General features: G+C 45.2%; 26 protein-coding genes. 19 read left to right on the forward strand and 7 right to left on the reverse strand.

Annotated elements, in window-relative coordinates; all coding sequences use genetic code 11:
* Positions 1–9 precede the first annotated feature (9 nt).
* The 3 genes from QUB37_RS10435 to QUB37_RS10445 all read left to right on the forward strand — a co-directional run bounded on the left by QUB37_RS10435 (position 10) and on the right by QUB37_RS10445 (position 947).
* Positions 10–249 (forward strand): DUF4926 domain-containing protein, encoded by a 240-nt coding sequence (locus QUB37_RS10435; RefSeq protein WP_333161604.1) that lies wholly within the window; start codon positions 10–12, stop codon positions 247–249.
* 123 nt (positions 250–372) lie between these two features.
* Positions 373–609, forward strand: a complete 237-nt coding sequence (locus QUB37_RS10440; protein WP_333161607.1) for a DUF433 domain-containing protein — start codon at positions 373–375, stop codon at positions 607–609.
* Positions 606–947: a DUF5615 family PIN-like protein gene (locus QUB37_RS10445; RefSeq protein ID WP_333161609.1), complete on the forward strand. Its 342-nt coding sequence runs from the start codon at positions 606–608 to the stop codon at positions 945–947. Before QUB37_RS10440 ends, QUB37_RS10445 begins: the two co-directional genes overlap by 4 nt.
* Here the strand turns inward: QUB37_RS10445 and QUB37_RS10450 are convergent.
* Positions 944–2845: a restriction endonuclease gene (locus tag QUB37_RS10450; protein ID WP_333161611.1), complete on the reverse strand. Its 1902-nt coding sequence runs from the start codon at positions 2843–2845 to the stop codon at positions 944–946. The genes QUB37_RS10445 and QUB37_RS10450 overlap by 4 nt on opposite strands.
* Before the next feature lie 448 nt (positions 2846–3293).
* On the opposite strand from QUB37_RS10450, the gene QUB37_RS10455 reads away from it, so the two are divergent.
* The 3 genes from QUB37_RS10455 to QUB37_RS10465 are packed head-to-tail and all read left to right on the forward strand — an operon-like array spanning position 3294 to position 4320.
* Positions 3294–3710: a hypothetical protein gene (locus QUB37_RS10455; RefSeq protein ID WP_333161613.1), complete on the forward strand. Its 417-nt coding sequence runs from the start codon at positions 3294–3296 to the stop codon at positions 3708–3710.
* A gap of 14 nt (positions 3711–3724) precedes the next feature.
* Positions 3725–4054, forward strand: coding sequence for a DUF433 domain-containing protein (locus QUB37_RS10460; RefSeq protein WP_333161615.1), 330 nt, complete (start codon positions 3725–3727; stop codon positions 4052–4054).
* A gap of 2 nt (positions 4055–4056) precedes the next feature.
* Positions 4057–4320, forward strand: a complete 264-nt coding sequence (locus QUB37_RS10465; protein ID WP_333161775.1) for a DUF5615 family PIN-like protein — start codon at positions 4057–4059, stop codon at positions 4318–4320.
* A 287-nt stretch (positions 4321–4607) separates the two neighbouring features.
* Here QUB37_RS10465 and QUB37_RS10470 read toward each other — a convergent pair whose 3' ends face one another.
* Positions 4608–5285, reverse strand: coding sequence for a DUF2834 domain-containing protein (locus tag QUB37_RS10470; protein WP_333161617.1), 678 nt, complete (start codon positions 5283–5285; stop codon positions 4608–4610).
* A 255-nt stretch (positions 5286–5540) separates the two neighbouring features.
* Here QUB37_RS10470 and QUB37_RS10475 point away from each other — a divergent pair, with 255 nt between their 5' ends.
* The 3 genes from QUB37_RS10475 to QUB37_RS10485 all read left to right on the forward strand — a co-directional run bounded on the left by QUB37_RS10475 (position 5541) and on the right by QUB37_RS10485 (position 8272).
* Positions 5541–6704, forward strand: a complete 1164-nt coding sequence (locus QUB37_RS10475; protein ID WP_333161619.1) for a baeRF3 domain-containing protein — start codon at positions 5541–5543, stop codon at positions 6702–6704.
* Between the two features lie 33 nt (positions 6705–6737).
* Positions 6738–7415, forward strand: a complete 678-nt coding sequence (locus tag QUB37_RS10480) for an SRPBCC family protein (protein ID WP_333161621.1) — start codon at positions 6738–6740, stop codon at positions 7413–7415.
* Positions 7416–7897: 482 nt separating this feature from the next.
* The gene (locus tag QUB37_RS10485; protein WP_333161623.1) at positions 7898–8272 is read left to right on the forward strand and encodes a signal peptidase I; all 375 of its coding nucleotides are present in this window, start codon (positions 7898–7900) and stop codon (positions 8270–8272) included.
* On the opposite strand, the gene galK is transcribed toward QUB37_RS10485, so the two are convergent.
* On the reverse strand, positions 8262–9341 hold the full coding sequence (gene galK / locus QUB37_RS10490) for a galactokinase (RefSeq protein ID WP_333161625.1): 1080 nt from the start codon (positions 9339–9341) through the stop codon (positions 8262–8264). The two genes, QUB37_RS10485 and galK, sit on opposite strands and share 11 nt — an antisense overlap.
* 202 nt (positions 9342–9543) lie before the next feature.
* Between galK and rsmA the strand changes: the two genes are divergently transcribed.
* Positions 9544–10365, forward strand: coding sequence for a 16S rRNA (adenine(1518)-N(6)/adenine(1519)-N(6))-dimethyltransferase RsmA (gene rsmA, locus QUB37_RS10495; protein WP_333161627.1), 822 nt, complete (start codon positions 9544–9546; stop codon positions 10363–10365).
* 121 nt (positions 10366–10486) lie between these two features.
* On the opposite strand, the gene QUB37_RS10500 is transcribed toward rsmA, so the two are convergent.
* The gene (locus QUB37_RS10500; protein WP_333161629.1) at positions 10487–12013 is read right to left on the reverse strand and encodes an ATP-binding protein; all 1527 of its coding nucleotides are present in this window, start codon (positions 12011–12013) and stop codon (positions 10487–10489) included.
* Positions 12014–12103: 90 nt separating this feature from the next.
* On the opposite strand from QUB37_RS10500, the gene ispE reads away from it, so the two are divergent.
* The 5 genes from ispE (at position 12104) to metH (ending at position 19336) form a co-directional block, all read left to right on the forward strand.
* Positions 12104–13081, forward strand: coding sequence for a 4-(cytidine 5'-diphospho)-2-C-methyl-D-erythritol kinase (ispE, locus tag QUB37_RS10505; protein ID WP_333161631.1), 978 nt, complete (start codon positions 12104–12106; stop codon positions 13079–13081).
* Positions 13082–13264: 183 nt separating this feature from the next.
* A complete protein-coding gene (locus QUB37_RS10510; protein ID WP_333161633.1) occupies positions 13265–13618 on the forward strand; it encodes a DUF3082 domain-containing protein in 354 nt (117 codons plus the stop codon).
* Between the two features lie 75 nt (positions 13619–13693).
* Positions 13694–14320, forward strand: a complete 627-nt coding sequence (locus tag QUB37_RS10515) for a DUF488 domain-containing protein (protein ID WP_333161635.1) — start codon at positions 13694–13696, stop codon at positions 14318–14320.
* A gap of 284 nt (positions 14321–14604) precedes the next feature.
* Entirely contained in the window at positions 14605–15363 is a 759-nt protein-coding gene (locus tag QUB37_RS10520) for a hypothetical protein (RefSeq protein WP_333161637.1), read from the forward strand.
* A 421-nt stretch (positions 15364–15784) separates the two neighbouring features.
* Positions 15785–19336 carry a methionine synthase gene (metH, locus tag QUB37_RS10525; RefSeq protein ID WP_333161639.1) on the forward strand — a complete coding sequence of 1184 codons (3552 nt, stop codon included), beginning with the start codon at positions 15785–15787 and terminating at the stop codon, positions 19334–19336.
* A 240-nt stretch (positions 19337–19576) separates the two neighbouring features.
* Here the strand turns inward: metH and QUB37_RS10530 are convergent, their stop codons facing one another.
* Positions 19577–20200 (reverse strand): hypothetical protein, encoded by a 624-nt coding sequence (locus QUB37_RS10530; RefSeq protein ID WP_333161641.1) that lies wholly within the window; start codon positions 20198–20200, stop codon positions 19577–19579.
* Positions 20201–20444: 244 nt separating this feature from the next.
* A complete protein-coding gene (locus QUB37_RS10535; RefSeq protein WP_172184303.1) occupies positions 20445–20771 on the reverse strand; it encodes a YbjQ family protein in 327 nt (108 codons plus the stop codon).
* A gap of 150 nt (positions 20772–20921) precedes the next feature.
* On the opposite strand from QUB37_RS10535, the gene QUB37_RS10540 reads away from it, so the two are divergent.
* Both QUB37_RS10540 and crtO read left to right on the forward strand, forming a co-directional pair.
* Positions 20922–22022, forward strand: a complete 1101-nt coding sequence (locus QUB37_RS10540; RefSeq protein WP_445300019.1) for a tetratricopeptide repeat protein — start codon at positions 20922–20924, stop codon at positions 22020–22022.
* 464 nt (positions 22023–22486) lie between these two features.
* Positions 22487–24184 (forward strand): beta-carotene ketolase CrtO, encoded by a 1698-nt coding sequence (crtO, locus tag QUB37_RS10545; protein WP_333161646.1) that lies wholly within the window; start codon positions 22487–22489, stop codon positions 24182–24184.
* 72 nt (positions 24185–24256) lie between these two features.
* On the opposite strand, the gene QUB37_RS10550 is transcribed toward crtO, so the two are convergent.
* Positions 24257–24388 (reverse strand): hypothetical protein, encoded by a 132-nt coding sequence (locus tag QUB37_RS10550; RefSeq protein ID WP_333161648.1) that lies wholly within the window; start codon positions 24386–24388, stop codon positions 24257–24259.
* Positions 24389–24675: 287 nt separating this feature from the next.
* Here QUB37_RS10550 and QUB37_RS10555 point away from each other — a divergent pair, with 287 nt between their 5' ends.
* Positions 24676–25776, forward strand: a complete 1101-nt coding sequence (locus tag QUB37_RS10555) for a saccharopine dehydrogenase NADP-binding domain-containing protein (RefSeq protein WP_333161650.1) — start codon at positions 24676–24678, stop codon at positions 25774–25776.
* A 386-nt stretch (positions 25777–26162) separates the two neighbouring features.
* Positions 26163–26513: a hypothetical protein gene (locus tag QUB37_RS10560; protein ID WP_333161652.1), complete on the forward strand. Its 351-nt coding sequence runs from the start codon at positions 26163–26165 to the stop codon at positions 26511–26513.
* Positions 26514–26618: the final 105 nt, after the last annotated feature.

Raw genomic sequence — 26618 nt, forward strand, 5'->3', positions numbered from 1 at the left:
GATACTGTGATGACGTTACACGAGTATGATGTTGTTGCCTTGACCGAAGAAATTCAGGCAATCCATAAAGACACCTCTGGGCCGATTTTGCTCCGCCCCGGACAAGTTGGCACGATTCTGATGAGCTTTGACGATCGCGCTTATCTAGTAGATTTTGCCGATTCTCAAGGTAATACCTATGCAATGGAAACCGTTCCTTCAGAAAAACTCATGCAACTCGTTTATGAGCCACTTCCTGCCTATGCCTAGGCTGCAAATAATACTTTACAGAGTATTGAGCTGGAAGTGGCGATCGCAGAATTATATCGCGGTGTGAATTTCAAGCGATAAATGAGGTAAGCTAGAGACAAAGGTTTCAAACAATTTTAACCAATGCTAGCATCCGTTGCTTATCTGTTTGACAGAATTACAGTGAACCCAAGACAATGTGGCGGTCGTCCCTGCATCCGGGGAATGCGGATTCGAGTCATCGATATCCTAGAGTTGCTAGCTGCTGGTTTGAGTTTTGAACAAATTATCGAAGAATTGCCAGACTTGGAAGTTGAAGATATCAAAGCTGCGCTTCTGTATGCAGTCCGCAAACTCGACCATCCCGTTTTAGCCGCATGACTATTTGGTTGAATGCTCATCTATCGCCAGCCATTGCTGTGTGGATTACTGTCACCTTTGGCATAACAGCCATAGCCGTGCGAGATTTAGGTTTGAGAGAATCAGAAGATACCGATATTTTCGATGCGGCAAAAGCAGCGGGTGACGTTATTCTCATGACCAAAGACCGGGATTTTATCGAATTGGTTGAACGATATGGATCGCCCCCGCAGGTCATTTGGCTGACTTGTGGCAATACTTCTAACGATCGTCTCAAGGAAATTCTGACGGCAACATTATCCAATGCGATCGAGCTTTTACGTTCTGGGGAAAGTGTTGTTGAGATTACAGGCAACTAGAGATTGACCTCTTTTGTATCTGGAAAGTGCATTACAAATGGATGATCCCGAAGGCCTCCTTCTTCAAAAGTAAACCCAACCTCTGCACTCCAAAAATATTGAGTTGAACATTTTGCGTCTTTCCATAAAGATTGAATACAGCTTCTCAAAATTTCAAATCCTTGTCCTATCAGTCCATTGTTATTCTTTAAGAATTCATCTGTCGAGATATGTACTGAGATAGAAAAAGTTAGAGAAGTCATCAAAAAAGTTTTCTTTGTTGAGAAACCTCGTTTAACATCCCAAAATAAACTTACCTGAAAAGGAAATGAGATAGTTTCATTACTCAAAATTTGAGATGCCTCAGATGGTGAAGAGGCTACATTCCACATCCATACAAATGTAGCCTTTCTCTCCTCTAAATTAGCTGGTGAAGCTAGATTACTAAAGTAATGAAATAAATCAGCAGACTCCATACTTCTGTATTTAAATTCTGGCAATAATTCATGACCTTCTATGGCAGCAATATGACGTGCTTGAGTAAATAAAACTTTATTCAGGTCGTGATTTTCAGCCTGTTTATATACTATTTCAATAGTTGATTGGAAAGTTAAAATTTCATCATCAACAATGTATTCACCTTTGCCATCACCGTGTTGAATTGTCCCTAGACCTGATAGAACTTTCGGATGAATCCATGCGAGCATTTTACCACCAATCCCGTATGGCACTTTGATACTGGGTTGTTGACCTGGTTCTAAAGACTGCAAAAAGTTATTGCATACTTCAGCAGTTCCAGTTAAATATAGTGAGGATTCTAGACTTCTAATTTTCAGATCGTGTTCTATTTGATAGTAATAACTTAGCTCATCAGATATTGGATAAGAAACTTGTAGCATTAACATACAGTCAAAGTGATTTGAATACCATCCAGCCCAGGATGCTCCTGCCATAGAGAGATTTTCAGGAAAGTGCCACTCATTTCCTTTTGTATTGACTAAAATCCAATCCTTCTCTGAAAATAAATGACCCAATTGAGAAATAACATAGGATTTTGGAGAAATAAATGACAAGAGGATACGGTCTTTTTCCTTATCATCTTTTCTTTCAATTACCTTGGTTAAGGAAGGAACGCCGAATCTAAGTACAGTTGTTTGATTAAGAAGTCGATTTATGGTGTGGCCAATCAATTGTGAAGCATCCTCCAACTTTTCTGTAATTTCATTAATAGTAAAAGCACTACTAATCACGGCTTCGTAGCAAGATATTAATGATGCTCCACATTCTGAATAAGTAATTTGTTTGGGTTTTCTGTATGGCTGAAAAATCTCTTTTGAAAGGTGATTATTTTTAAAGGATATGTTTAAATCATCTAATACTTGTGGTGGAATGATCAAGCTTTCGACTGGTCGATCGCTCTCTATATCTCTTATAATAAAAGGTAAAATTAATGAATTTTTTGCAAGAAGGATACTTTTTTTATCTATCCATACAGCACATAAGATAGGGCTAGAAATAATAGCATCTACAAGGTCAATGCCATCCATAAATTTCATTTCAAATTCTGGAAAGTTATCAATATACTCCCGTTTAGCTTGAGGTGAGATTCTTGCAGTCGTTGCAAAAAGTCCTTTTTTTGTACCAAACTTTGTTAATGCAATTACAAGCTCGTCGGCTTCTCTTGAACTTACAGTTGATTTGTAATTTTGGTGGTATTTGCATTGTGCAATGTGTTTTTCGCCACTATTGAGAACGGAGTGTATATCGCGTTTTCCATCCCCTGGGCCATCAACTACTCTTACCTGAGCATGATCGTGTAGAAAGTAGAGTATATCTCCAATGAGGTAAGGCAATGTGCGTTCATTAAGCCCCTTCAAAAACTCTAGTTTTTCTGTAGGTGATCCAGGTAAGCGTGTCATAAGTTCTCAGCGTAATGAACGATGCAGAATAATTAGAGTTGTGGGTAATAAGCTCAAAAATCCTTGAAATTCAGTTCTAACAAGCGTTTCAGCGATTTCTACTAAAAATCATTGAAACTTACTCTGCATAGGCGTTTCAGCGTTTTTTTTCGCTATTTTCCAACAAGTCTATTGAGTTCTTATTCTAACATAGCCAATTCGGTTGGAGCGGACTGCCGAGAGTTATCTGTGTTGTAACAAAAGTTACTTACAGCCGCTCAACCGCAACGTTACATTTTTCCCGTTTTTCGTAACCCTGTGTTGAACGACAGGTGACACTCCATCGCCCACTACTTCCCTCAAACGCTCGCACTCAATGCCTTACGAATGACGAGGATGTGATGAAGTTTTTGATAAGGTGAAAGCCCGATCGCTAAAATGATGAATAGATTTTGCTGCCAAGATAACCATGACCACCATCACCCTCAACCTCTCTCCCGAACTCGAACACCAGATCCGCACTGAAGCAGCTAGACAGGGCGTTGAGCCCGATCGCTACATCCTCAACGCCCTGCAAGAACGCCTCCAGCCTAGACTTCCAACCACCCAACCTACTGAAGCCGACTTGCTGCAACAAATTAACATTGGCTTTAGTGCACAAACCTGGGAAGAATACCATGCCCTCATCGCCAAGCGTCATGCCGAAACCCTGACTCCCGAAGAACACAAGCAACTGATCCAAATGAGCGATCGCCTTGAACAACTCAATGTTGCCCGCATTCAAGCCTTAATTCAACTCGCAACCTTCCGCAACCAACCTCTGACGGAGCTCATGCAGACCCTTGGCTGCCTGCGGGTTCTTCCGTCTCTGATAATAAGTAGTTAGAATCAAAAAAATGTATGCCAGTTGTAGCAGTTAAAACTTACATAGAGTATCGGAATGATGCCTATTGGGTTGAAGGAACTCGGATTTCTCTTGACTCGATCGCCTATGCTTTCCAACAAGGATTATCGCCCGAAACTATTGTTCAGTCTTTCCCACTACTGACACTGGAACAGGTTTATGGCGCGATCGCCTTTTATCTAGGCAACCGCGCTGAAATCGACGCTTACCTAGCCGCCGAAGAAGCCGCATTTGATGCCATGCCTCAACCTCTACAAACCAGCGATCTAGCTTTGTACAACAAACTGATTGCAGCTAAAGCAGCAAGACAGCAGGTGCGATCTTGAATGTGCGCTATCAAGCTGATGCTGACTTAAATCAGGCGATCGTCACAGGATTACTGCGACGAGAATCTACAATCGACTTTCAAACTGCCTTTGCTGCTGGGTTAGAAGGTGTTAAAGATTCCGACGTGCTGGCAATTGCAGCACAGCAAAGACGTGTTCTCGTCAGCCACGATCATCGAAAAACAATGCCCTCCGAATTTGCTGAATTCATCACTACGAATCAGAGTGCTGGAGTCATTATTGTTTCCCGAAAAATACCGATGTAAGTTGTCATCGAATAACTGCTGGTGATTTGGGCAGCATCTAGTGCAGACGAATGGGTCGATCGTATTGCTAAGCTACCCCTTTGATGCACACTAAAATGGATATTGAAAGCGTTAAGCTAGAAACAGACAACAGAGAGCCAACCTACGCAAAAGGTTAATATCAATGGTTGCGATCGCCCAAAAAACCCTTTCCTTCGAGGAATTTCTCAACTGGGATGACGACTCCGGCAGGTCATTTGAGCTACTCAATAAAGTACATCTTGAACACTACCAAACTTTTCAATGTTTCAACTTCTGGCTGTTAGTGGGAAAGTGGCGATTTCGGTTGTAGATTCTGGCAGAGGGGGGCGCAGACAAAGATAAACTAGCGGCCCTAACAGCGGAACTAGAGAGACTGCCCAAAAAATGCGATCGTCCGCAAGTCCGCGGCGTGCCATGTCGTCTCCCAAAACAGAGGGAAATATTACAGCCATCAAGCAAAAATCCCAAGTTATTAAATGCACAAAAGGAATTGACTGCCACTGTCTGACATAATCTCCCCAATCTCCATTTAACCAAGCCCAAGCTAACAGCCAGATTGTTGTTAGTAAAAGTAGAATTCCTGTCCAGCGGGAGTCTGATATTTTGAGCAACATATCTTTGCGGCCGGAAAATTGTGGTTGAGACTGGCGGAGGAGTAAATAGGGAATTAAGCCGATGATGCCCGCGCCGTTGGAAGCGATGAAAGCAGGCCAAGCGGATATATTTTGGGTTTTCTCGTCAATGAATAAGAGGCAAGCGTAGACCATCGGCCACACTCCCATGAGAGCGAATATAGTGACAAGGTAGGGGTTAATTCCTTCTAGCTGCAACTTGAGCATTTTTTCCATAACTGTTAGCGTTCCGGGCTGATCGAGAGGAGCTAGCAGTAAGGTATAGGCAATAAATGTTGCCCAGAGCAACCCCAGAAAAATTTTTGTTTTCATTATTATATATAACGAGTATTTGAACCAGACTAAATTAAATTATGGTAAAATAATGCCCGATTTAGGCGCGTCTATCTTAGGTCATAAGCAGTTCGATTGAAACAGCCGCTGCAAACCGGGTTTTAGTTCGGGGATGAAAGGCTCTACAGCAGGCGATCATTACTTTAGGCAGACGCAGGGGCCATGTCAGGAGAGATACATTTTAAAGAATCGGTTGTTTTTATTACAAAACCCCTTAGCAAAGGAGTTTCAGCGGTGAACTTAATATCTGTAGAGGAACTCAAAGCGCTGGTACAACAATCTTCTGGATTGTGCGTCTCTATTTATATGCCAGTCGCTCAAGGAACAGAAATTCAACAAAATCCGATTCGGTTCAAAAATTTAATCAGAGAGGCTGAAGACAAAATAGTAGAGTACGGATTTGACAAAAAAGAAGCTGCCCAATTGCTAGAGCCAGTCAGAGCCGAAATTGACCAGGAAAAATTTTGGGAAAATCAAAGCAACCTGCTGGCGATTTTTGTCGGTTCAGGATTTTTCCGCTACTATAGCTGTCCGGTGAATTTTGAGGAATTAGTGGTTGTGAGCGACAATTTTCACGTCAAACCGCTGATGCCTCTGCTGACAGGAGATAATTTATTTTATGTTTTAGCTCTCAGTCAGAAGGAAGTGAGACTGATTGAGTGTACGGCTTACAGTGCTCGGGAAGTTGAAGTTGAAAACTTGCCGAAAAGCCTTGATGACGCTCTGCAATATGACCCGACTGCTAAAGATGGTCAGTTTCGGATTGCTACTTCAAAAGGAGGCACTAATAATTCTTTTCAGCAGCCGGGAAGTTTTCACGGTCAAGGAAGTCCAGATCAAGATGAGCGCCAGCATGAAATATTGCAGTATTTCCACATAATCGATGCGGCGCTGCACGAATATTTGCGCGACAAAAAAGCTCCTTTAGTGTTAGCTGGAGTTGAGTATTTGCTGCCGCTTTACCGAGAAGCCAATACCTACCGGCATTTAGTTGAAGAAGGAATTACAGGCAATCAGAAACTTCTCAAGCCGGAAGAGTTACGGGCAGAAGCTTGGCCGCTGGTGGAACCTTTGTTTTTGCAGGCTCAGTCAGAGGCGATCGCACAATACCACGATCTGACAGGAAGCGATAAAATTTCTGCTGATTTGAAAGAAGCTGTTTCGGCTGCTTATTTTGGACGAGTCGATCGACTGTTTGTTGCTCTTGGTGTTCAGCAGTGGGGTACTTTTAATCCCGATACGAACGCGGTGCAAATCCACCCAGATGCAGAATTGGGCGACGAAGATTTGTTGAATGCGGCAGCAATTCAAACTATTCTCAACGGCGGAACTGTTTACGCAATGCCGCCGGAACAAGTGCCGGCCGAGGCGCCTTTAGCTGCTATTTTCCGCTATTAATTTACCAGGTTTAAACCAATGGAATCTACTTCAATGACAAATTCCGACAAACAAAACCAAAGTAGCAGCGGCGATACCGAACGCTGGGCATCTTTAATTGGCGGTGGGGCGCTGGTGCTTTTTGGTTTGTCGCAGCGTTCTTTGAGAGGTGCTTTGCTGGCGGTTGCGGGCGGCGGTTTAGCTGCTCGCGGGCTGGGGGTTGTGGAGGGCTTGCAGTCGGCCGCAGATCCAAATCAAAGCATTAAAGTTGAAAAGACGGTGACGATCGACAAACCGGCTGATGAATTGTACCGTTTATGGCGCAATTTTGAAAATTTGCCTCGGTTTATGAAGCATCTCAAACACGTTACGGTAATAGATGAAAAACGTTCTCACTGGATTGCTAGCGCGCCGATGGGCAATAGTGTGGAATGGGATGCAGAGATTGTCCGCGAAGAAGAAAATCGCTTAATTGCTTGGGCGTCTGTGGAAGGAGCTGATGTTGACAATTCTGGCTTTGTGCGCTTTCAACCGGCATCAGCGGGTCGCGGTACAGAGGTAAAAGTTGTCATCGAATACAACCCTCCGGGCGGTGCAATTGGTGCTGGCGCTGCTAAACTATTTGGCGAAGCTCCCGAACAGCTAATTGCCAACGAGTTGCGGCGCTTTAAGCAGTTGATGGAAGCTGGGGAAATAGCGACTACGGAAGGTCAACCTTCGGGCCGCAAGTAATAAGTTAGATGGTGTCTCCGGATCTAACTAACATCTTGCACCATTCTCAGAACAGGCAAGATGCCTGTTCCACAAAGCATTAATTTATTATTGTGGGGTGGGCATCCTGCCCGCCCCTCAAAAGCTTATTAGACCTCTTGCAAAAAAAATATGTGTTATCCTTAAAGGTTTGCTCAAGTTTAGGTCAAACTTTGAATTATTGTGTGGATTGGCATCTCCTTAAACTTGCCCAGCCTGCTAGATTATAAAAATGGCTAAACTTTCCATAGTAGCACAAAATTATTTTGCAAGAGGTCTATTGAAAATGGTGCAAGATGTCAGATATAACTAACATCTTGCACCATTTTCAGAACAGGCAAGATGCCTGTTCCACAAAGAGTGGATTTATTGTGGGGTGGGCATCCTGCCCGCCCATAAAAAGCTTATTGAAAATGGTGCAAGATGTCAGATCTAACCATCTTTGTTGTTTACCTGATTAGCTGATGTCATCTCAAGTGGTTTTCGGAAATGCGGGCGCTGAAGGTGCAAGTCGGGGCGGTTGGTTTGCGGGTCACTTTATGACTCCTGAAGATGACCCGCGATCGACTTCTGTTTTAGAGGTAAAATGGGGCACTCACCCCGCCGGAGATTGCAGGACTCAGTGGGCGGTAAATGCGGAAGCCACGACGCTTTCTATCCTGGTAAAAGGGCGGTTTCGCCTGCAATTTCCAGAACAAGAAATCTTGCTTTCTCGCGAAGGAGATTATGCTCTCTGGCTGCCGGGAGTGCCTCATTATTGGTCTGCCGAGGAGGATTCTACGATCGTGACTGTGCGCTGGCCTTCCTTGTCGGGAGATAGTTCGGGAGTTAAGAAGTAACTTTAACTTCGGGAACCAAAACGCGGCCAGTATAACCCGCGCGCTGGTAGCGATCGATCGCCTCGGATGCGATCGCACCCGCTTTCCCACTCTCCACCAAGGCTACGCAAGCACCGCCAAAACCTCCGCCTGTCAGCCTTGCGCCGAAGACTCCGGGAATTGACTGCAAGATTGCCGCCAGTGTGTCTACTGCCGGCACCGAAACTTCGTAGTCGTCGCGCTGACTGGCATGGGAAGCATTCATTAACTCGCCAAAACGTTTTGCTGGTAAAGATTTTACCGCTTCGAGTACGCGGTTGTTTTCAGTAACCACGTGCCGCGCTCGTCTTCTCAGGGGTTCCGGCAATACTTCGACAGCTTGGGGGTCGGCGATATCCCTGAGAGCTTTAACTCCCAATATCCGCGCGGATTCCTCACACTCGGCGCGCCGCTGGTTGTAGCCACTTCCTGCTGCTAGTTCGTGGCTTTCTCCACTGTCAATTATTAAAATTTCTGTGCTCGCGGGAAAAGGTATCGGGCGACATTCGAGGCTGCGGGTGTCGATCAATAGCATGGTGTTGGTGTCTGCTAAACTCGACGCCATTTGATCCATGATGCCACAGTTCAAGCCGGCATATCGGATTTCGACTTGCTGTCCGATTTGAGCTAGCCGCACGTCGTCTAGGGGGAGGTTCAGCAGCGCGCGCAGTCCTCTGAGGGTTGCTATTTCTAAAGCGGCGCTGCTGGACAAACCGGCTCCGATCGGCACAGTCGAGGTAATGTAGAGATTTATTGGCGGTATTTTGTATCCTTCTTTTTCTACAAGTCTCAGGCAGCCACAGATATAACTGACGAATTTTTGCGGTATGGTATCGTCGTCTGAAAAATTTATGAGTTCGTCATATTCTGCTGAATAAACATGGTGTCGATCGTCGCTGCTGAAGCCGATTTGTACTGTGGTGCGCTGGGGAATCGCAGTTGGAAGTACAAATCCATCGTTGTAGTCGGTGTGTTCGCCCAGCAGGTTTACTCGGCCGGGGGCGCTGGCTGTGGTTTTGGGTAATGTACCAAATACTCGTTGGAATTTCATTTTTGGGGAATTGGTAATTGGTAATTGGTAATTGGGAATTGGGAAGAAATAAATTTATTTTTTATCGTTTATCTTTATTATAGTGCCCATGTTTTTTGCTTAATTCAACCCATGTTAACAAAAATCAACATGACCGTAGGTTAGGAAAAGATATAGAGCTGTGATAGAATGACAGGCTAAGATTTCTCCAACAATTCAAAAAATGCGATCGACCAGACCCCGAAAACAGTTTGCTCAACATTGGCTCAAAAGCGAGAAAGCCTTAGATAAGATTGTGAAAGCGGCTTCTTTGGATCGCGATCGCGTCCTGGAAATTGGGCCGGGCACGGGGATTTTGACTCGGCGTTTGCTGCCTGCGGCTGAGTCTGTTGTTGCTGTGGAGATTGATCGAGATTTGTGTCTCAAGCTAGCCAAACAACTCGGCAAAACCGACAATTTTTTACTGCTGCAAGGCGACATCCTGGAAATGGACTTAGAGGCTGAATTAACGGCTTTTCCCAAATTCCAAAATCCTAATAAAGTTGTTGCCAATATTCCCTATAATATTACCGGCCCGATCCTGCAAAAACTGCTGGGAACGATATCTGTTCCTGCGGCTAAACCCTTCGATTCGATCGTGCTGTTAGTGCAGAAAGAAGTGGCCCAAAGGCTTTACGCTAAACCGGGTTCGACAGCTTTTGGCGCGCTGTCGGTGCGGGTGCAATATTTAGCAGAATGCGAGTTAATTTGCGATGTGCCGTCTAAAGACTTTTTTCCGCCGCCAAAAGTCGATTCTGCTGTGGTGCGGCTGCTTCCCAGACAGATAGAAACTGCGGCGGTTAATCCGCGCTATTTGGAGAATTTAGTTAAGTTGGGATTTGGTAGCAAGCGCAAGATGCTGCGAAATAATTTGAAAGGGGCTGTGGATTTAGATAAACTCGTTCACTTGTTAGAAGAGTTACAGATAAATCCTCAATCTCGTGCTGAAGATTTAAGCGTGGCTCAATGGGTAGAGTTGAGCAATAATATTATGTGCGATGTTTGAATTTCAGGATTATGTTAGATACCAGAATGCTTAAATAATTCGGATATCGGGGTATTTTTTAAGTATTTTTTGGTCTGAATACTAATAGTTGAATTTAGGTTTTATGGAAATTTTTAAAGGCTTATTGTAGGCTAATCGGAATTTGAATAATAAATTCTGCACCTTTCCCCGGTGCAGAAATACACTGCAATTCGCCTTTATGCCTTATTGTGATAATTTGATAGCCAATCGATAATCCTAATCCCGTGCCTTTACCTACTGGTTTAGTGGTAAAAAATGGATTAAATAACTGGTTCCTCACCGATTCTGTTATTTCTGGCCCGTTGTTGCTAATTCGGATTTCTACCACTTCACTGTCTGAAAGTTTGGTAGAAATTTTGATGAGGCGGCGATTAGCTTCATTGCCTGCAATCGACTCGCTGTGGCTGTCATCTTCTAAAGCATCAATAGCATTAGCCAGGATATTCATAAACACTTGATTTAGCTGTCCCGGATAGCACTCTATTTGGGGTAAATTGCCATATTCTTTGATGATTTGAATTTTTCCCAAGCCCGGCTTAGCATTCAATCTGCTTTGCAAAATCATCAGTGTGCTGTCAATTCCTTCGTGAACGTCGGCTAATTTCATTTCTGCTTCGTCATGGCGCGAAAAAATTCGCAGCGACTTGACAATACCGAGAATGCGCTCGGCCCCGTTTTTCATAGAAATTAATATTTTTGGTAGGTCATAGATAATAAAATCTAAATCTACAGACTGGATTTTTTCTTTCAGTGTGGGTAGGGGATTCGGATACTGCTCTTGATAGATATTCACCAATTCTAGCAAAGTATCGGCATACTCGCGAGCGTGAGTAACATTGGCGTAAATAAAGTTAATCGGATTGTTGATTTCATGAGCAACCCCAGCGACCAATTGCCCCAAAGATGACATTTTTTCGCTTTGAATTAGCTTGGATTGAGCCTGCTGCAATTCAGACAATGCTTGTTCGAGCTGTTGAGTTTGAGACTTTAACTCTGCGGTGCGTTCCTCAACTCTAATTTCTAATTCTTCTTTAGCTTTTTTTAGTGCAGCTTCTGCTAATTGGCGATCGACAATTTCCGATGCTAGGAGTCGGTTTGTCAATTCTAACTGTTGAGTTTGAGACTTTAACTCTGCGGTGCGTTCCTCAACTCGAGTTTCTAATTCTTCTTTGGCTTTTTTTAGTGCAGCTTCTGCTAATTGGCGATCAACAATTTCAGCTTCTAGGAGTCGGTTGGCGGATTCTAACTGTGCGGGACTGGGAAGTGCTAAGGCTTGAGGGATTAAGTCTACCAAAAGTATGGCTGTAGCAAAGGAAATAACGGCAGTAATTGCTTTCATTGTTCCTGAAAGCCAATAGGTAGGATGCCAAAGCGTCCAGACTTCAAATATGTGAGTGATCCCGCAGGCGACGATAAAGCCTCCAAACATGGCAAAGATCCAGTCAAAGGGCAAATCTTCGCGTTTGGAAATAAAATAAATCAGTGTAATCGGGATAGAGAAATACGCCAGTGCAATTATAGAATCTGAGGCAACGTGAAGCCAGACTAACGGCGTCTGCCAGAGATAGCAGTGACCGTGAGGAATAAATGACCCGGAACTAAAAAAAGTTTTCCACATTTCCTGCATAATATTTCCTTTGAGTTGTGAGAAAATGGACTCGGACTGGTGTCAATTAATTTCAACCAGGGGTTTCTTTCACCTGCGGCTTAATCACCTATGCGTTCATATTCTCTGCTAGCTTCAGCAAAAATCAATCTGTATCTGGAAATCATAGGCGATCGCCCCGACGGATATCACGAACTGGCGATGGTACTTCAAAGCATAGATTTAGCCGATCGAATTGACTTGCGCGCGATCGGTACGGACACGATTCGCGTGCGCTGCGATCACCCGCAAGTCCCTCCTGATAAGAATAACCTGGCCTACCGGGCGGCGGATTTGTTGGCGAAGCAATTCCCTGATGCTTTGGCGAAATACGGCGGAGTCGAGATTGCCATTCACAAGCAGATTCCAGTGGCGGCGGGGCTTGCAGGCGGTTCTGCCAATGCGGCTGCGGTTTTAGTCGGGATGGATTTGCTGTGGCAATTGGGACTTACTCAGTCGGAGTTGCAAGAGTTGGGGGGAACTTTGGGTTCGGATGTGCCTTTTTGCATTGCTGGAGGTACGGCTTTGGCAACTGGTCGCGGAGATCAACTGTCGCCGCTGCCTGATTTGGGTGGCTTTTCTGTGGTGTTGGCGAAGTACCGCAACCTCAGTATTTCTACGGCATGGGCGTATCAAACTTATCGCCAGCAGTTCAGTAGTTCCTATTGTGCAGCGGCAGATTTGGAGTGCCGCCGGCAACGGCTGCATTCGGGCCCGATGGTGGGGGCGATCGCCCAAAAAGATCGATCAAAAATTGGTCAATTGCTGCACAACGATTTAGAAAAAGTTGCTTTGCCCGTGTACCCGCAGGTGTTGCAGTTGCGGGAGGCTTTTGAGTCGGCGGGGGTTTTGGGAACGATGATGTCGGGTTCCGGGCCGACGGTGTTTGCGCTGGCCGAGTCTTCAGAGCAGGCTCAGCAAGTTATGGAACGGGTTAAAAGTGCGATCGCTTCTCCCGATTTGGATTTTTGGGTAGCACCGTTTAGCAATACTGGAATTCAGATTTTTTCGCAGGGAAACGAGACGAAACCGCCGATTTCGAGGGTGTAACTCGCAGAGGGTGCGATCGCGATCGTCCGTTAAACCTGTCTAACAGGCGAGGGTCAAGATTAATCTAACTTTTCGCAGAGTGTATGGAGATCGAAGAACTGATAAAATGTCATTCAACAGAGATTTTTGTTTTGGTAAATTAACCAAAAATCTAAAATCTAAAATCTAAAATCTAAAATCGCCATGACTGATTTAACTAATCCAAATTCTACTTCTAAACCTCTGAGTCCGGCTGGGGATGCAACCTCTGCATCTTCGCCGCCGCCGACGATTTTGCGGTGCGTGATGGGTTCGCTAATCGCGGGCGGGTTTGCGGCGGCTTTGTACGCGCTAACTTTGTCGATCGTCCAAACTTTTGCAAATTCCCCCATTCATTCTGACAATGTGACTGCGATTAATATTGGCGCGGCTGTGCGAACTTTAGTTATGGGAATTGTGGCTTTGGGTGCGGGTGTTTTTGCTTTTGCATCTTTGGGTTTGATGCTGCTGGCTGTGCAACTTTTAATTCAAAAGTTGCTAAAGAAACCTACAGCTTGAAGTCTACCAATTGCAAAAACTGGGCTACACAAACTTTCATCCGCAAGCCAAAGACTGCATAGTCAGATCGAAGCAATGGAATTATTTACGATCGGACACTCCAATCTAAGTATTGAAGCGTTTGTTTTGCTGCTGCAACAACACGGAATTACGGCGGTTGCTGACGTGCGATCGCATCCTTTTAGCCGTTATTTACCTCATTTTAATAAATCCGAAATTAAAGCTTCTCTGTCAACTTTCGGCATTCAATATGTTTTTTTAGGCAAAGAGTTGGGCGCGAGACCCGAAGATTTAAGCTGTTACGATACTAGCGGCAAAGCTTTATACGATCGCATAGCAGCAACTCCTCTATTTGCAGCAGGAATTCAGCGCGTGCTCAAAGGGGCAGCCAATTATAAAATCAGTTTAATGTGTGCGGAAAAAGACCCGATTACTTGTCACCGGACTATTTTAGTGTGTCGCCAACTTAAAGTATTTAATTTACAAATTAATCACATTCTGTCAGATGGCAATTTAGAATCGCACCAGCATTTAGAACAAAAACTTTTGAGCAAGTTTAACAAAGTAAAAAAAAATAATGAGCCAATTCAGCTAAGCTTGTTTGAATTAGAGCCTCAAGTTAAACAGAAAATAGTTGATTTAGAAACAGCTTATTATCGTCACGGATGGGAAATCGCTTATGTCAGCAAAAAAAGCAATTAATTAATTTATCAAATATGTCGCAGTTGACGAATTTTGCTAAGCCAAAATATTTAAATTCCTGCCCGCCCAACTTAATTTTGTAGGAGCGCAATGCGCCCATTACTGCTAGAAGTAGCGCGTCAAACAATTTTTCGCATAAGTCCCGAATAACTCTTGACATCGCATACATTTATAAATTAGGGTACAGCCCTCCGCGCCCGCCCTATTTTTATAAATTTTGTTCGAGTTTTAACCTTGTTCATGCTATAATTCTGCGGGACTGTAGCAGAAAGGGGTGCTTTTTGATGAAAGCAGAATTTTATTTTGACTGTCACAAATATATTTGCAGTTTAGTTCAAGTTGATTTTGTCAAAGAATTAAAAATAAAAAATCATCAAGGTTTTGTTTTGGCTGTTAAGCAAGGACAAAAGATTGGGCTTTTGGGGAAAAGCCGCCATAATGCTAAACAAGTTGATGTATCTAAGCCGCATTTTTATAATGTAATTAAAGCCGCTATGAGCGCTTTGGAATTAGAAACTAAAGATGAGGTTATATTAGAGAGAAATCGAACTCTTGCTGATGCCGAAGAAATGATTCAGCAGCAAAACCGAGAAATTCGCGTTCTCAACGAACAGATTAGAATGCTTGTGACTAAGGTTGATGAATTGTCAAGGGAAAAGCAGCAGTTATCCATGCAGCTAGTAGACAAGGAAATCAGAGAAACTGAAATTAGTCAAGAAATTGATAACTTTCCTGCTACCGAGGAAGATTTAGTGGTGGCGGAAATTGAGAATCGGATTGGAGAAGCTGAAATTAATGAAAAAATCGAAGAATTGTCGGTTCAAGCTTCTGGGTTAGCGGTGCAGTTAATCCCAAATCCACCGAATTCGGAGGAGATTGAGGAAGAGGAAGAAGTCAGCGGGGGCGATGTTGAAATTGTTGATTTAGAAATTATAGAAGAAGTAGAAGAAAATCTTAATAAAGTAGACATTCAAGGAGGCGAAAGTGAAATTAAGCGACTGCCTAAAAGGTCTTCAAACAGAAAAATGAGAAAGAAATCTTAATGCTTTAGTTATAGATCAATCCTCGCATCATGGGTAAATTTATTATGGACTCCCAGCGGGTTCGGAGAGGGTTGGGGTGGAGTAAAAATTTACGAGTCATTTAGGATTGCTATATAACTCGTTTAATTGTGGCGATCGCATTTTCCCGCAATTCCTCAACATTTAAACGAAAAAATCCCTCACCTGCGATCGCCCGTTTTCCCCCCGCAGCCTCACCGACAACAGAATTTTGACAAGAATCCAGGGCGATCGGTAAAATTACAGGTACGATGGCTACGCCCCGGCTTGCGCCTACGAACTATTGTTAGCAGCATTAAATCCTTCAGTAATTAGTCATTTGCCAACAGTCACATAAATGTTGACAATATTGCACAATAGATAAAATTGTAAATATATAGCACCTGCGTTTTTTTGACCGCTTATGAATAGCAAATTCCTCGATCGCCTCCACCACCCCTCACGCCCCGTCATCGTCTTCGACGGCGCAATGGGAACCAACCTGCAAGTCCAAAACCTCACCGCAGAAGACTTTGGCGGCAAAGAATACGAAGGCTGCAACGAATATCTCGTCCACACCAAGCCGGAAGCCGTCGCCACCGTGCACCGGGGATTCCTCGAAGCAGGGGCCGATGTCATCGAAACAGACACCTTCGGCGCTGCTTCCATCGTGCTCGCCGAATACGATTTGGCAGACAAAGCATATTATCTCAACAAAACAGCAGCCGAACTCGCCAAGGGTATCGCCACCGAATTTTCCACACCAGAAAAACCGAGATTTGTCGCAGGATCGATCGGGCCAGGCACCAAATTGCCCACATTAGGACACATCGATTTCGACACACTCACCACCGCTTTTACCGAACAAGCAGAAGGACTTTATGACGGCGGCGTTGACTTATTTATCGTCGAAACTTGTCAAGATGTGCTGCAAATTAAATCAGCATTAAATGCCATTGAAGAAGTATTTAAGAAAAAAGGTGCGCGAATTCCGTTAATGGTATCAGTCACAATGGAAGCCACCGGCACAATGTTAGTCGGTTCCGACATCAGCGCCGCCCTAGCCATTTTGCAGCCGTACCCGATCGACATTTTAGGCCTCAACTGCGCCACCGGGCCCGATCGCATGGCCGAACACGTCAAATACCTTTCCGAACATTCACCCTTCGTCGTTTCCTGCGTTCCCAACGCCGGTTTACCCGAAAACATCGGCGGCCACGCGCACTACAAACTCACGCCAATAGAATTAAAAATGGCCTTGATGCGCTTTGTCGAAGACTTAGGCGTGCAAGTCATCGGTGGCTGCTGCGGCACCCGCTACGATCACATCCGCGAACTATCAGAAATTGGCAAAACTCTTAAACCCAAAATCCGCGAAATTACTTGGGAACCTTCCGCCGCTTCAATTTATAGCGCCCAACCCTACGAACAAGAGAATTCCTTCTTAATTGTCGGCGAAAGACTCAACGCCAGCGGTTCCAAAAAATGCCGCGATTTGCTAAACGCCGAAGACTGGGATGGTTTAGTAGCAATGGCCAGGGAACAAGTGCGAGAAGGCGCGCACATTCTTGATATCAACGTTGATTATGTCGGCCGCGACGGCGTGCGAGACATGAAAGAATTAGTTTCCCGCGTTGTGACTAATGCAACTCTCCCTTTAATGCTGGATTCCACAGAATGGGAAAAGATGGAAGCTGGCTTAAAAGTTGCGGGCGGCAAATGCTTGCTGAATTCCACTAACTACGAAGACGGAGAACCGCGTTTTTATCAAGTTTTGGAGTTGGCGAAAAAATACGGCGCGGGCATAGTTATTGGTACAATTGACGAAGACGGAATGGCCAGAACAGCCGACCAAAAATTTGCGATCGCCCAACGCGCCTATAACGCCGCCGTCGCCTACGGAATTCCCGCCGAGGAAATCTTTTTTGATACCCTAGCTTTGCCCATTTCCACCGGGATTGAAGAAGACAGAAAAAACGGCAAAGCTACCATCGAATCCATCCGCCGCATTCGCCAAGAATTGCCAGGTTGTCACGTAATTTTAGGAGTTTCTAACATTTCCTTCGGCTTAAATCCGGCGGCGCGGCAAGTTTTGAATTCGATGTTTTTGCACGAAGCAATGCAAGCCGGGATGGACTCGGCAATTGTCAGCGCTAATAAGATTTTGCCCCTCGCCAAAATCGACCCCAAACACCAAGAAATCTGCCGTAAACTAATTTACGACGAACGGGAGTTTGACGGCGATATTTGCGTTTACGACCCCTTGGGCGACCTGACAACGGTGTTTGCGGGCAAAACCACAAAGCGCGATCGTACAGAAGACGCAAGCCTCCCGGTAGAAGAACGCCTCAAGCAGCACATCATCGACGGCGAACGCATCGGACTCGACATCCAACTCGCCAAAGCATTAGAAACCTATCCGCCTCTCCACATTATCAATACTTTCCTATTAGACGGGATGAAAGTAGTCGGAGAATTATTTGGTTCTGGACAAATGCAACTGCCATTTGTATTGCAGTCAGCAGAAACCATGAAAGCGGCAGTTGCCTATTTAGAACCGTACATGGAAAAGTCCGAATCCGGCGACAACGCCAAAGGAACATTCATCATCGCTACTGTCAAAGGCGACGTTCACGACATCGGCAAAAACTTAGTTGATATTATCCTATCAAACAACGGCTACCGAGTGATTAACTTGGGTATTAAACAGTCAGTTGACAATATCATCGAAGCCTACGAAAAGCACAAAGCTGACTGTATTGCGATGAGTGGCTTGCTGGTAAAATCCACCGCATTCATGAAAGAAAATCTGGAAGTATTCAACCAGAAAGGAATCACGGTTCCGGTAATTTTGGGCGGCGCGGCTTTGACTCCCAAGTTTGTACATGAAGACTGCCAAAATACTTACCAAGGTAAAGTAATTTATGGCAAAGATGCGTTTTCTGACTTGCACTTTATGGAGAAACTCATGCCAGCCAAATCTGCTGGTAACTGGGAAGATTTGGCGGGATTTTTAGATGAAATAGGGCAGGAGAATGGGGCGGTTAAAGAAGCTAAAGCGGCGCCAGAAAATTCTGTAGAAGATGCTGGAAAACCAGACACTCCTGTGGTGATAGATACCAAGCGATCCGAAGCAGTTGCAGCAGATATCGATCGCCCGACTCCTCCTTTCTGGGGGACGAAACTGTTGCAGGGAGAAGACATCCCCTTTGAGGAGATTTTCTGGCACTTAGATTTGCAAGCCTTAGTTGCCGGTCAGTGGCAGTTCCGCAAGCCAAAGGACCAATCGCGGGAAGAATACGATGCTTTCTTGGCTGAAACAGTTTATCCCATATTGTCCGAGTGGAAACACAAAATTCTTACCGAAAAGTTACTGCATCCGCAAGCAATTTACGGGTATTTTCCCTGTCAAGCTGAAGGCAATTCCCTGCATTTGTACGACCCGGAAATTATGAATAACGGGCAAGATGTATCGACACCCGCTGCAACATTCACATTTCCCCGCCAAAAATCGGCGCGACGGCTGTGCATTGCCGACTTCTTCGCGCCCAAAGAATCGGGTAAAATCGATGTATTTCCGATGCAAGTAGCGACAGTGGGAGAAATTGCTACGGAGTACGCGCAAAAGCTATTTGCTAACAATCAATATACCGACTATCTCTACTTTCACGGGTTAGCGGTACAGACAGCGGAAGCAATAGCAGAATGGACTCACGCGCGAATTCGGCGCGAATTGGGCTTTGGTAGCGAAGAACCGGACAATATTCGCGATATGCTGGCACAAAGATATCGCGGTTCGCGGTACAGTTTCGGCTATCCCGCTTGTCCGAACATGGCGGATCAGTACAAGCAACTGGAATTGTTAAAGTGCGATCGTATCAACCTCTACATGGATGAAAGCGAACAACTTTATCCCGAACAATCAACAACCGCAATTATCACCTATCACCCAGCCGCCAAATACTTCACCGCTTAATTTATAGGGTGGGCTTCACACTTTTTTCTGTCGTTTTTCTCGTTCCTTCTCCTCGTTCCCAGGCTCTGCCTGGTAACGCAGATCCAGAGGCTATGCCTCAATATTCCTCAACTTAAAAACCTGGAGGCTATGCCTCCAGAAATGCCTTTCCTGCTAGAACGTGGGAAGGAAAAACCAACAAAAAAGCACCTTAACAAAAGTGCTTTCATGTATATGAACTTTCCGTATCTGACGAAACTTTTATGAGTAATTCCGGGGAGTGCGTGCACCGGCAGATGCTCCTACCATCGAAGCAACTAAACCCAATAGTGAGCCGAATAAAAACGACCAACCAGCTTTCGCAGCATTACCAGCGATATTGCGAGTATCCTGAGCAGTGACGTTAGGCGCTTGGTTCGGCAAATCGACCCCGCTTTGCTGCGCTTGATTAATTGCTTCTCCCGCATTCGCAGCTATGACGCCAAAAGTGCCGGCCACGCCATTTGCTAACAGCCAAGAGCCAATTGTTAAGGTCGTTGCCCACAAAATTGCTCCGTTCAAAAGTGCTGTGTTGCGATTCATAGGGCCGCAAGCGCGAGCAGTTACCCAACCGCCAAGGGCTAAGCTAATTAACAAACTGATAATTGACCAAATTCCGACGCCGGTACCCACGTCCCCTGAAATAGTGCGCGGAGCTCCTGAATTAGCAATGCTGCTCAACCCGATCGCAGCGCCCAATGCACTTAATACCAGTTGTGTGCCGATCGCAATTACCAAACCTGAAAAAATCGGGCCCCAACGTACTCGATCGTGGTATTCCATCACTGAATTTACGACCACGGGTTCGGTACCAACGTTATCTACAGGTCTATTTACGTATGACATAGGTTTTTCTTTCCTCTGAGATTTGCTTTAATTTTTAACAATCTTTCACCTTAACCATTGATTGTGGCTGAGATTGATAAAAACTATATCTGCCTGGGGAAATAACCAGTATCTATGTCTGAAGAAAGAAACAAAAAAGTCATCCGCCCCCAGCCAGCCACTAATGACAGATGACAGATGACTGATGACGGATAACTATTTTATCCAGTTAGAAAAGTTCGCGGACGTATACAGAAAGGACAGCTTAGCGCAGTCTTACAGCCGTCCCAACGGCAGTAATCAGCAGTAAAGCCCCGCTGGAGTCTACATTAATCGTGCCGGTGTCAACTTCCACCCCGATTACGGCATTGGCGCCGAGGCGCTGGGCCCGTTTTTCCAGTTCCGCGAGGGCATCTCGCTGTCCTTTGAGAAACACTTCCTCGTAACTGCCGGTGCGTCCGCCGATGATGTCGCGAATGCCCGCGAAGAAATCTCGCAGGGCATTGGTGCCGTAGACAACCTCAGCAGTTACAATTCCCAGATAAGATTGAATTTCTGCTCCTTGGATGATATCAGTTGTTGTTACAATCATCAGTTGGCCTCAATCGCGAATATTTTGAGTGGGTCTTGTTCTGTAGATTTACTACATCTCGCCGCTCAAAAATTCCTGGTAAATCATAAGTTGTCAGCTTGGCAAGCTGACAGCAACTCGCTCTTCCATTCCACATACTCTTTGAAACACATGGCCGTGCACAAACAAAGTCTCTTGGTATTCAGTACGTTGCTAGTAGCAGGATTCGCTATCGCAGCGCCGCAGATAGCGCTCTCAGCAGAAACATCCGTTCAAGTCAACCCTCAAAATAATTCAGATTTAGATGCTCTGCTGCGACAAGGGCGCGAGTTGGTAGATCTAGGAGACTACAGTAAGGCGATCACCATTTATCAAGAAGCGGCACGTTTAGATACCGAAAACCCGCGCATTTTTTCTGGTATTGGCTATTTAGAAGCGCGTCAGGGCAACTATCAAGCCTCAGTAGAATTTTACCAACAAGCGATCGGTCTGGAACCGAACAATGCTGACTTCCAATACGCATTAGGGTATGCTATGGCGAATTTGCAAAACTATCCTGCAGCAGCCACAGCTTACCGCCGCGCCGCTGCGCTCGATCGCAAAAATGTCAATGCCCGGATCGGTCTTGGAGTGGTACTCTTTCAGCAAAAAGATTACAGCGGTTCTTTTAAAGCATACCAAGAGGCGATCGCCCTCGATCCGAAAAATTGGCAAGCTTATTCTTCAATGGGTTTAGTATTGATCCAGCAGGGAAGTTTTGCCAGTGCTGTCACCGTACTCCAACAAGCAGCCGAACTCGCTCCCAAACAAGCCGGTGTCCAGTTAAAATTAGGCACTGCTTTGCTGCGTGCCGGCTATACTTCCGAAGGGCTAGCAGCTTTTGAAGAAGCTGCCAAATTGGAGCCCCGGAATCCAGAAGTGCAGCTAGAAATTGGCGAACTTCTCCAGGCTCAAAACGACTTCGACGGAGCGCTGGTAGCTTATCAGCGGGCTATTGCGGTGCGACCGAATTTAGTGGAAGCACACGCAGGAATCGGGAAAATTCAACTGAAAAAACAAGATTTTTTAGGAGCGATTACCACTTTTGGGCGAGTGATTAAGCTCGATCCAAACAGGGCCGAAGCTTATTACAATATGGGTACGGCACTCAAAGCACGCGATCGCAAATCCGAAGCGATTGAAGCTTTTAAACAAGCCCTCGACACTTACCGCCAGCAAGGCAACAATGATGGTGCAACAAAAGCTGAGGCGGCATTGCGGGAACTAAAGTAATATTTCTCAAGGTACTAATTGGTAATTGGTAATTGGTAATTAGTTTTGAGTTTTGAGCAAGTAATTTTTGTAAGGCTTAACCCTTCCAATCCCAGGGTTGCGAGGAAGGAAACAATCTCAAAACTTTTTCTCTTGCCTTTTGTCTCTTGCCTCTTGCCTCTTCCTTCGTTGTTTCAAAAAATCGGGTTTATCGGGCAGATATTGCTGGTGCTTAAGTTTTTTGTTAATCACAGATAAACGCGGCTAAATGCGGTATTATACTGGGGCTAGTTTTGATTCTGGCGATCGCTCTGTAAATTCAAGAGGAAATCAGGGCGATCGCAGTTAAAAATTTGCGACAGGCTATCTCTTTTGTAAGATGCTCAAACTAATCTCTTAAGATCAATCTATTTCTATCGGTAGAGACTGGCAACTTGTTAACATTTGTAAAATGAGCAAAATATCCTATCCCCATATCTTCATCTATGCAAACGTATGATGTCATTATCATAGGCGCCGGTCACAACGGGCTAGTCTGTGCGTCTTATCTCCTCAAAGCGGGATATACGGTCTTGTTGTTAGAAAAACGTTCGGTTCCCGGCGGCGCGGCAACTACTGAAGCTGCGATTCCCGAATTGCCGGACTTTAAATTCAATATGTGCGCGATCGACCACGAATTTATCCATTTAGGGCCAGTTGTAGAAGAATTAGAACTGGAAAAACACGGTTTAGAATATCTTTTCTGCGATCCAGTTGCCTTTTGTCCGCATCCCGACGGCAAATATTTCTTAGCGCACAAATCAGTAGAAAAAACTTGTGCTGAAATTGCCCGCTACAACGAGCGCGATGCCAAAAAATATGCTGAATATACAGACTTTTGGCAGCGGGCTTTAGGTGCAATGGTTCCGATGTTTAATGCGCCACCAAAATCCCTCATAGATATTGCAGGCAACTACGATATTGCCAAACTCAAAGATTTATTTTCAGTAATAGGTTCCCCCGACAAAACGCTGGACTTTGTTCGCACGATGCTCACCAGCGCGGAAGACATTCTCAACGAGTGGTTTGACGAGGAATTTATCAAAGCACCCCTAGCAAGATTCGCCGCAGAACTCGGCGCGCCTCCTTCGCAAAAAACTCTGGCTGTAGGCGCAATTATGCTGGCAATGAGGCACAATCCCGGCATGGCAAGACCGCGCGGAGGGACGGGTGCATTAGTGCAAGCGCTGCTTAGTGTAGTGAAAAAATACTCGGGCGTGGTACTTACCGACCAGCACGTCGAGAAAATATTAGTTGATGACGGTCGCGCTGTGGGAGTCCGAGTTGCCAACGGCACGGAATACCGCGCTACAAAAGGTGTCATTTCTAATATTGATGCTAAGCGCTTGTTTCTGCATTTAATGGATGACAGCGATGTCGATGCTGCTGACCCGAATTTGCGGGAAAGATTGGAGCGCAAAATTGTTAACAACAACGAGACTATTCTCAAAATAGACTTAGCTCTCAATGAAATGCCCAAGTTTGAGCGCTGGAATCATCGGGACGAATATTTAATCGGTTCGGTTTTAATTGCAGACTCGGTGAGACACGTTGAAATCGCTCACAGCGACCCTTCAATTGGCCGAATTCCCGACTCAGACCCATCGATGTATGTGGTGTTTCCGACGGTACTAGACCCGTCAATGGCTCCCCCCGGACATCATACGGCTTGGATTGAATTTTTTGCTCCTTACATGATCGAAAATGCTGAAGGAACCGGCCAGCACGGTACGGGTTGGACGGATGAGCTGAAAAACCAAGTTGCCGATCGCTGCATTGATAAATTAGCAGAATACGCCCCCAATATCAAAAATGCAATTATCGGCCGCCACGTGGAAAGTCCGGCGGAATTGGGAGAACGTTTGGGGGCTTTGAAGGGAAATTATTATCACGTTGATATGACACTAGATCAGATGATATTTTTCCGTCCTTTGCCGGAGTTGGCGAATTACAAAACGCCGATCGACGGTTTGTTTCTCACGGGGGCAGGAACGCATCCGGGCGGATCAATTTCGGGTATGCCGGGACGCAATACCGCTCGCGTTTTCATGCACTCGCAGCAGCCTTTCGCCCAGACTTTCGCAGATGCGGCTAACACTCTGAAAGCGAAGGGTAAGTCGGTATTTCGGAGTAATGAGAAGTAAGATTTTTAGGAACCGCATATAAACGCAGATAAACGCAGATGTGATTCATCTGCGTTTGTTTGTATTGATTTATCAGTGGGCAAGTGCGATAATTTTTTCTGGTTGATTCCCTATGAAGGGAAAACGATTTGCGATCGCCCTCAATATCTTTTCTAAATCCGCTGCATCTTTCGCCAAGGCTGGCGGCGGTTCGCGCTGCGTCAAATCTGTTAAAATATTTTGTCATCAGAGAGCATATTCCCTCGAAAAAATTCTCAATATTAGAAGAAAAAGTTAACGCTGAAGCCATTTTTAAACTTAGTATCGCAGCCAAACCTCTAATGAAAGCAAAACAGGCAAGTCGCTGGTAGAAGTCGCTCCCCATCTCCGAATCAGGGCGATCGCCACTGATCCCCCAGCATCTGACATTCTCATAAATTCATACTTTATGTGGATGAAAACGCCGGCCCCAAGTTGAGAAACTGAGAAGTGGCGTTACCCTTTTTTTAGCGATGGCAAACCGAGTTTTGATTGTCGGCGGGCGGGGACGAATTGGCAGCAGCGTTGCCCAAGACCTTGTTACCCATACCGACGCAGAAATTACCGTTACCGGACGCAACTCTGAAGCCTCTATTGGGCCGGGATTGCCGCCGGATCGGGTGCAGTACCAAACTTTTGATTTAGCGGACAGTGCAGCCCTGCAAAAAGCTGTTTCAGAGTCTAATCTTGTCGTTCACTGTGCGGGGCCTTTTCACTACCGAGACGCCAGTGTATTGAAAACTTGCATCGAAGCAGGTGTTAATTATACTGATGTCAGCGACAGCCGCAGTTTTACTCGCAGAGCTTTAGAATTGCGCGAAACTGCTAAAAATGCTGGGATTACTGCTATTATTAACACGGGCATTTTCCCCGGTGTGTCTAATAGCATGGTGCGCCGAGATGTGGAACAATTAGATGAAGCAGAACATATCCATTTGAGTTATGTTGTCGGAGGTTCTGGCGGTGCTGGCGTTACCGTCATGAGAACCACTTTTTTAGGACTGCAAACCCCTTTTGAGGTTTGGGCCGATCGCAAGTGGCAGCAAGTAAATCCCTACAGCGATCGCGAAACAATTGAATTTCCCGCACCCTACGGCAACACAGGGGTTTACTGGTTCGATATGCCGGAAGCCATCACTTTGCCCGAAACTTTCGCCGTCAAATCAGTTGTGACTAAATTCGGTACGTCTCCCGACCTTTACAATCACCTTACCTGGTTTGTTGCCAAGTATTGGCCTGCTAGCTGGCTCAAAAATAACTCCGTGATTGAATTTCTCTCCTACGTCAGTTATGGGATGACCAGTGTTACTAATAGTTTTAGTGGGGTTGGTGTGGCAGTGCGATCGCAAGTGACTGGTCTCAAAAACGGCAAACCGACTAAAGTTTGCTCGACAGCGGTACACCCCAGTGCTGCCGTCGCTACGGGCATCGGTACTGGCAGCATAGCTCAATTAATGTTAGAAGGAAAACTGGAAAAACCCGGAGTTTGGTCGGTAGAACAAGCTCTTTCTACTGAGCTATTTGAACGAGCTATGCAGAACAGAAAACTAGACATAGAGCAGGTTGTTTTGTAGTTGGTAGGTTATTTTTAGCAATTTAAAATGTTGGGAAATGGGATTTTTGTCCGAACTGCGAAGACGCAAAAGACGCGCCTAAATAGAAGAGTCAGGGGCTTCGTAATTGATGAGAAAACCCCTAGATAGGGTTCCTCGCAGGAATTGCGATCGCCCCTGATATGAAATGAGTTCCGCTTGTCTAACTAATCTATCTTTTGGTAGAAGTAATAATAACAAGCAGGCGCTTAAGATATTGGAGGTCACGGGAAACATCCCTTTTGGCTCGCTCTAGATGCGGTAGCTGCGACAAAGATTGCGATTGAACCAAGGTTGTCAATGTGCGATCGCAGTGAAGGGGCGACAAACACCATAATTTTTGCGAAAAAATACCAGGAGAAGTTGATATGAAGCGGGTTTTAAAAGCTCTAGGACAAACATTGAGCCAAAGCATTTTGCTGGTCTGTACCCTGGCGTTCATTGGTCTGCTAAGTCTAGCGGTAGTACCCAGTCAGTCTGCTTACGCAGGTCAAGACAGAACTCAGGCGCAGCCAGAAGCTAAAATTACTGACCCCGCAGAAAGTTTCGAGGATCTGAATCCCCAAGCAGCTTACGAAGAAATAGTCAAAACCTCTCAAAATCCTGCAAAGGTCGAGAAAGCTTACGACGAAAGCTTAAAGGAGTACAAGGGAGAACACCCGCAAGAAGGCATAGTTCAAAAAGCTGAAGATTTGATCGAAAAGGTAACGGGCAACTAATAAATCAAGAGATTTATATCTAACTCAAGTTGCTGGTAAATACACAGCTTCCGTGAGTAAACAATTGAGCCGAGCTCAGAACTCACTTGAACATAATCATCTAGG

Origin of the sequence: Microcoleus sp. AT3-A2, from assembly GCF_036705685.1 — a bacterium.
Taxonomy (GTDB): domain Bacteria; phylum Cyanobacteriota; class Cyanobacteriia; order Cyanobacteriales; family Microcoleaceae; genus Microcoleus.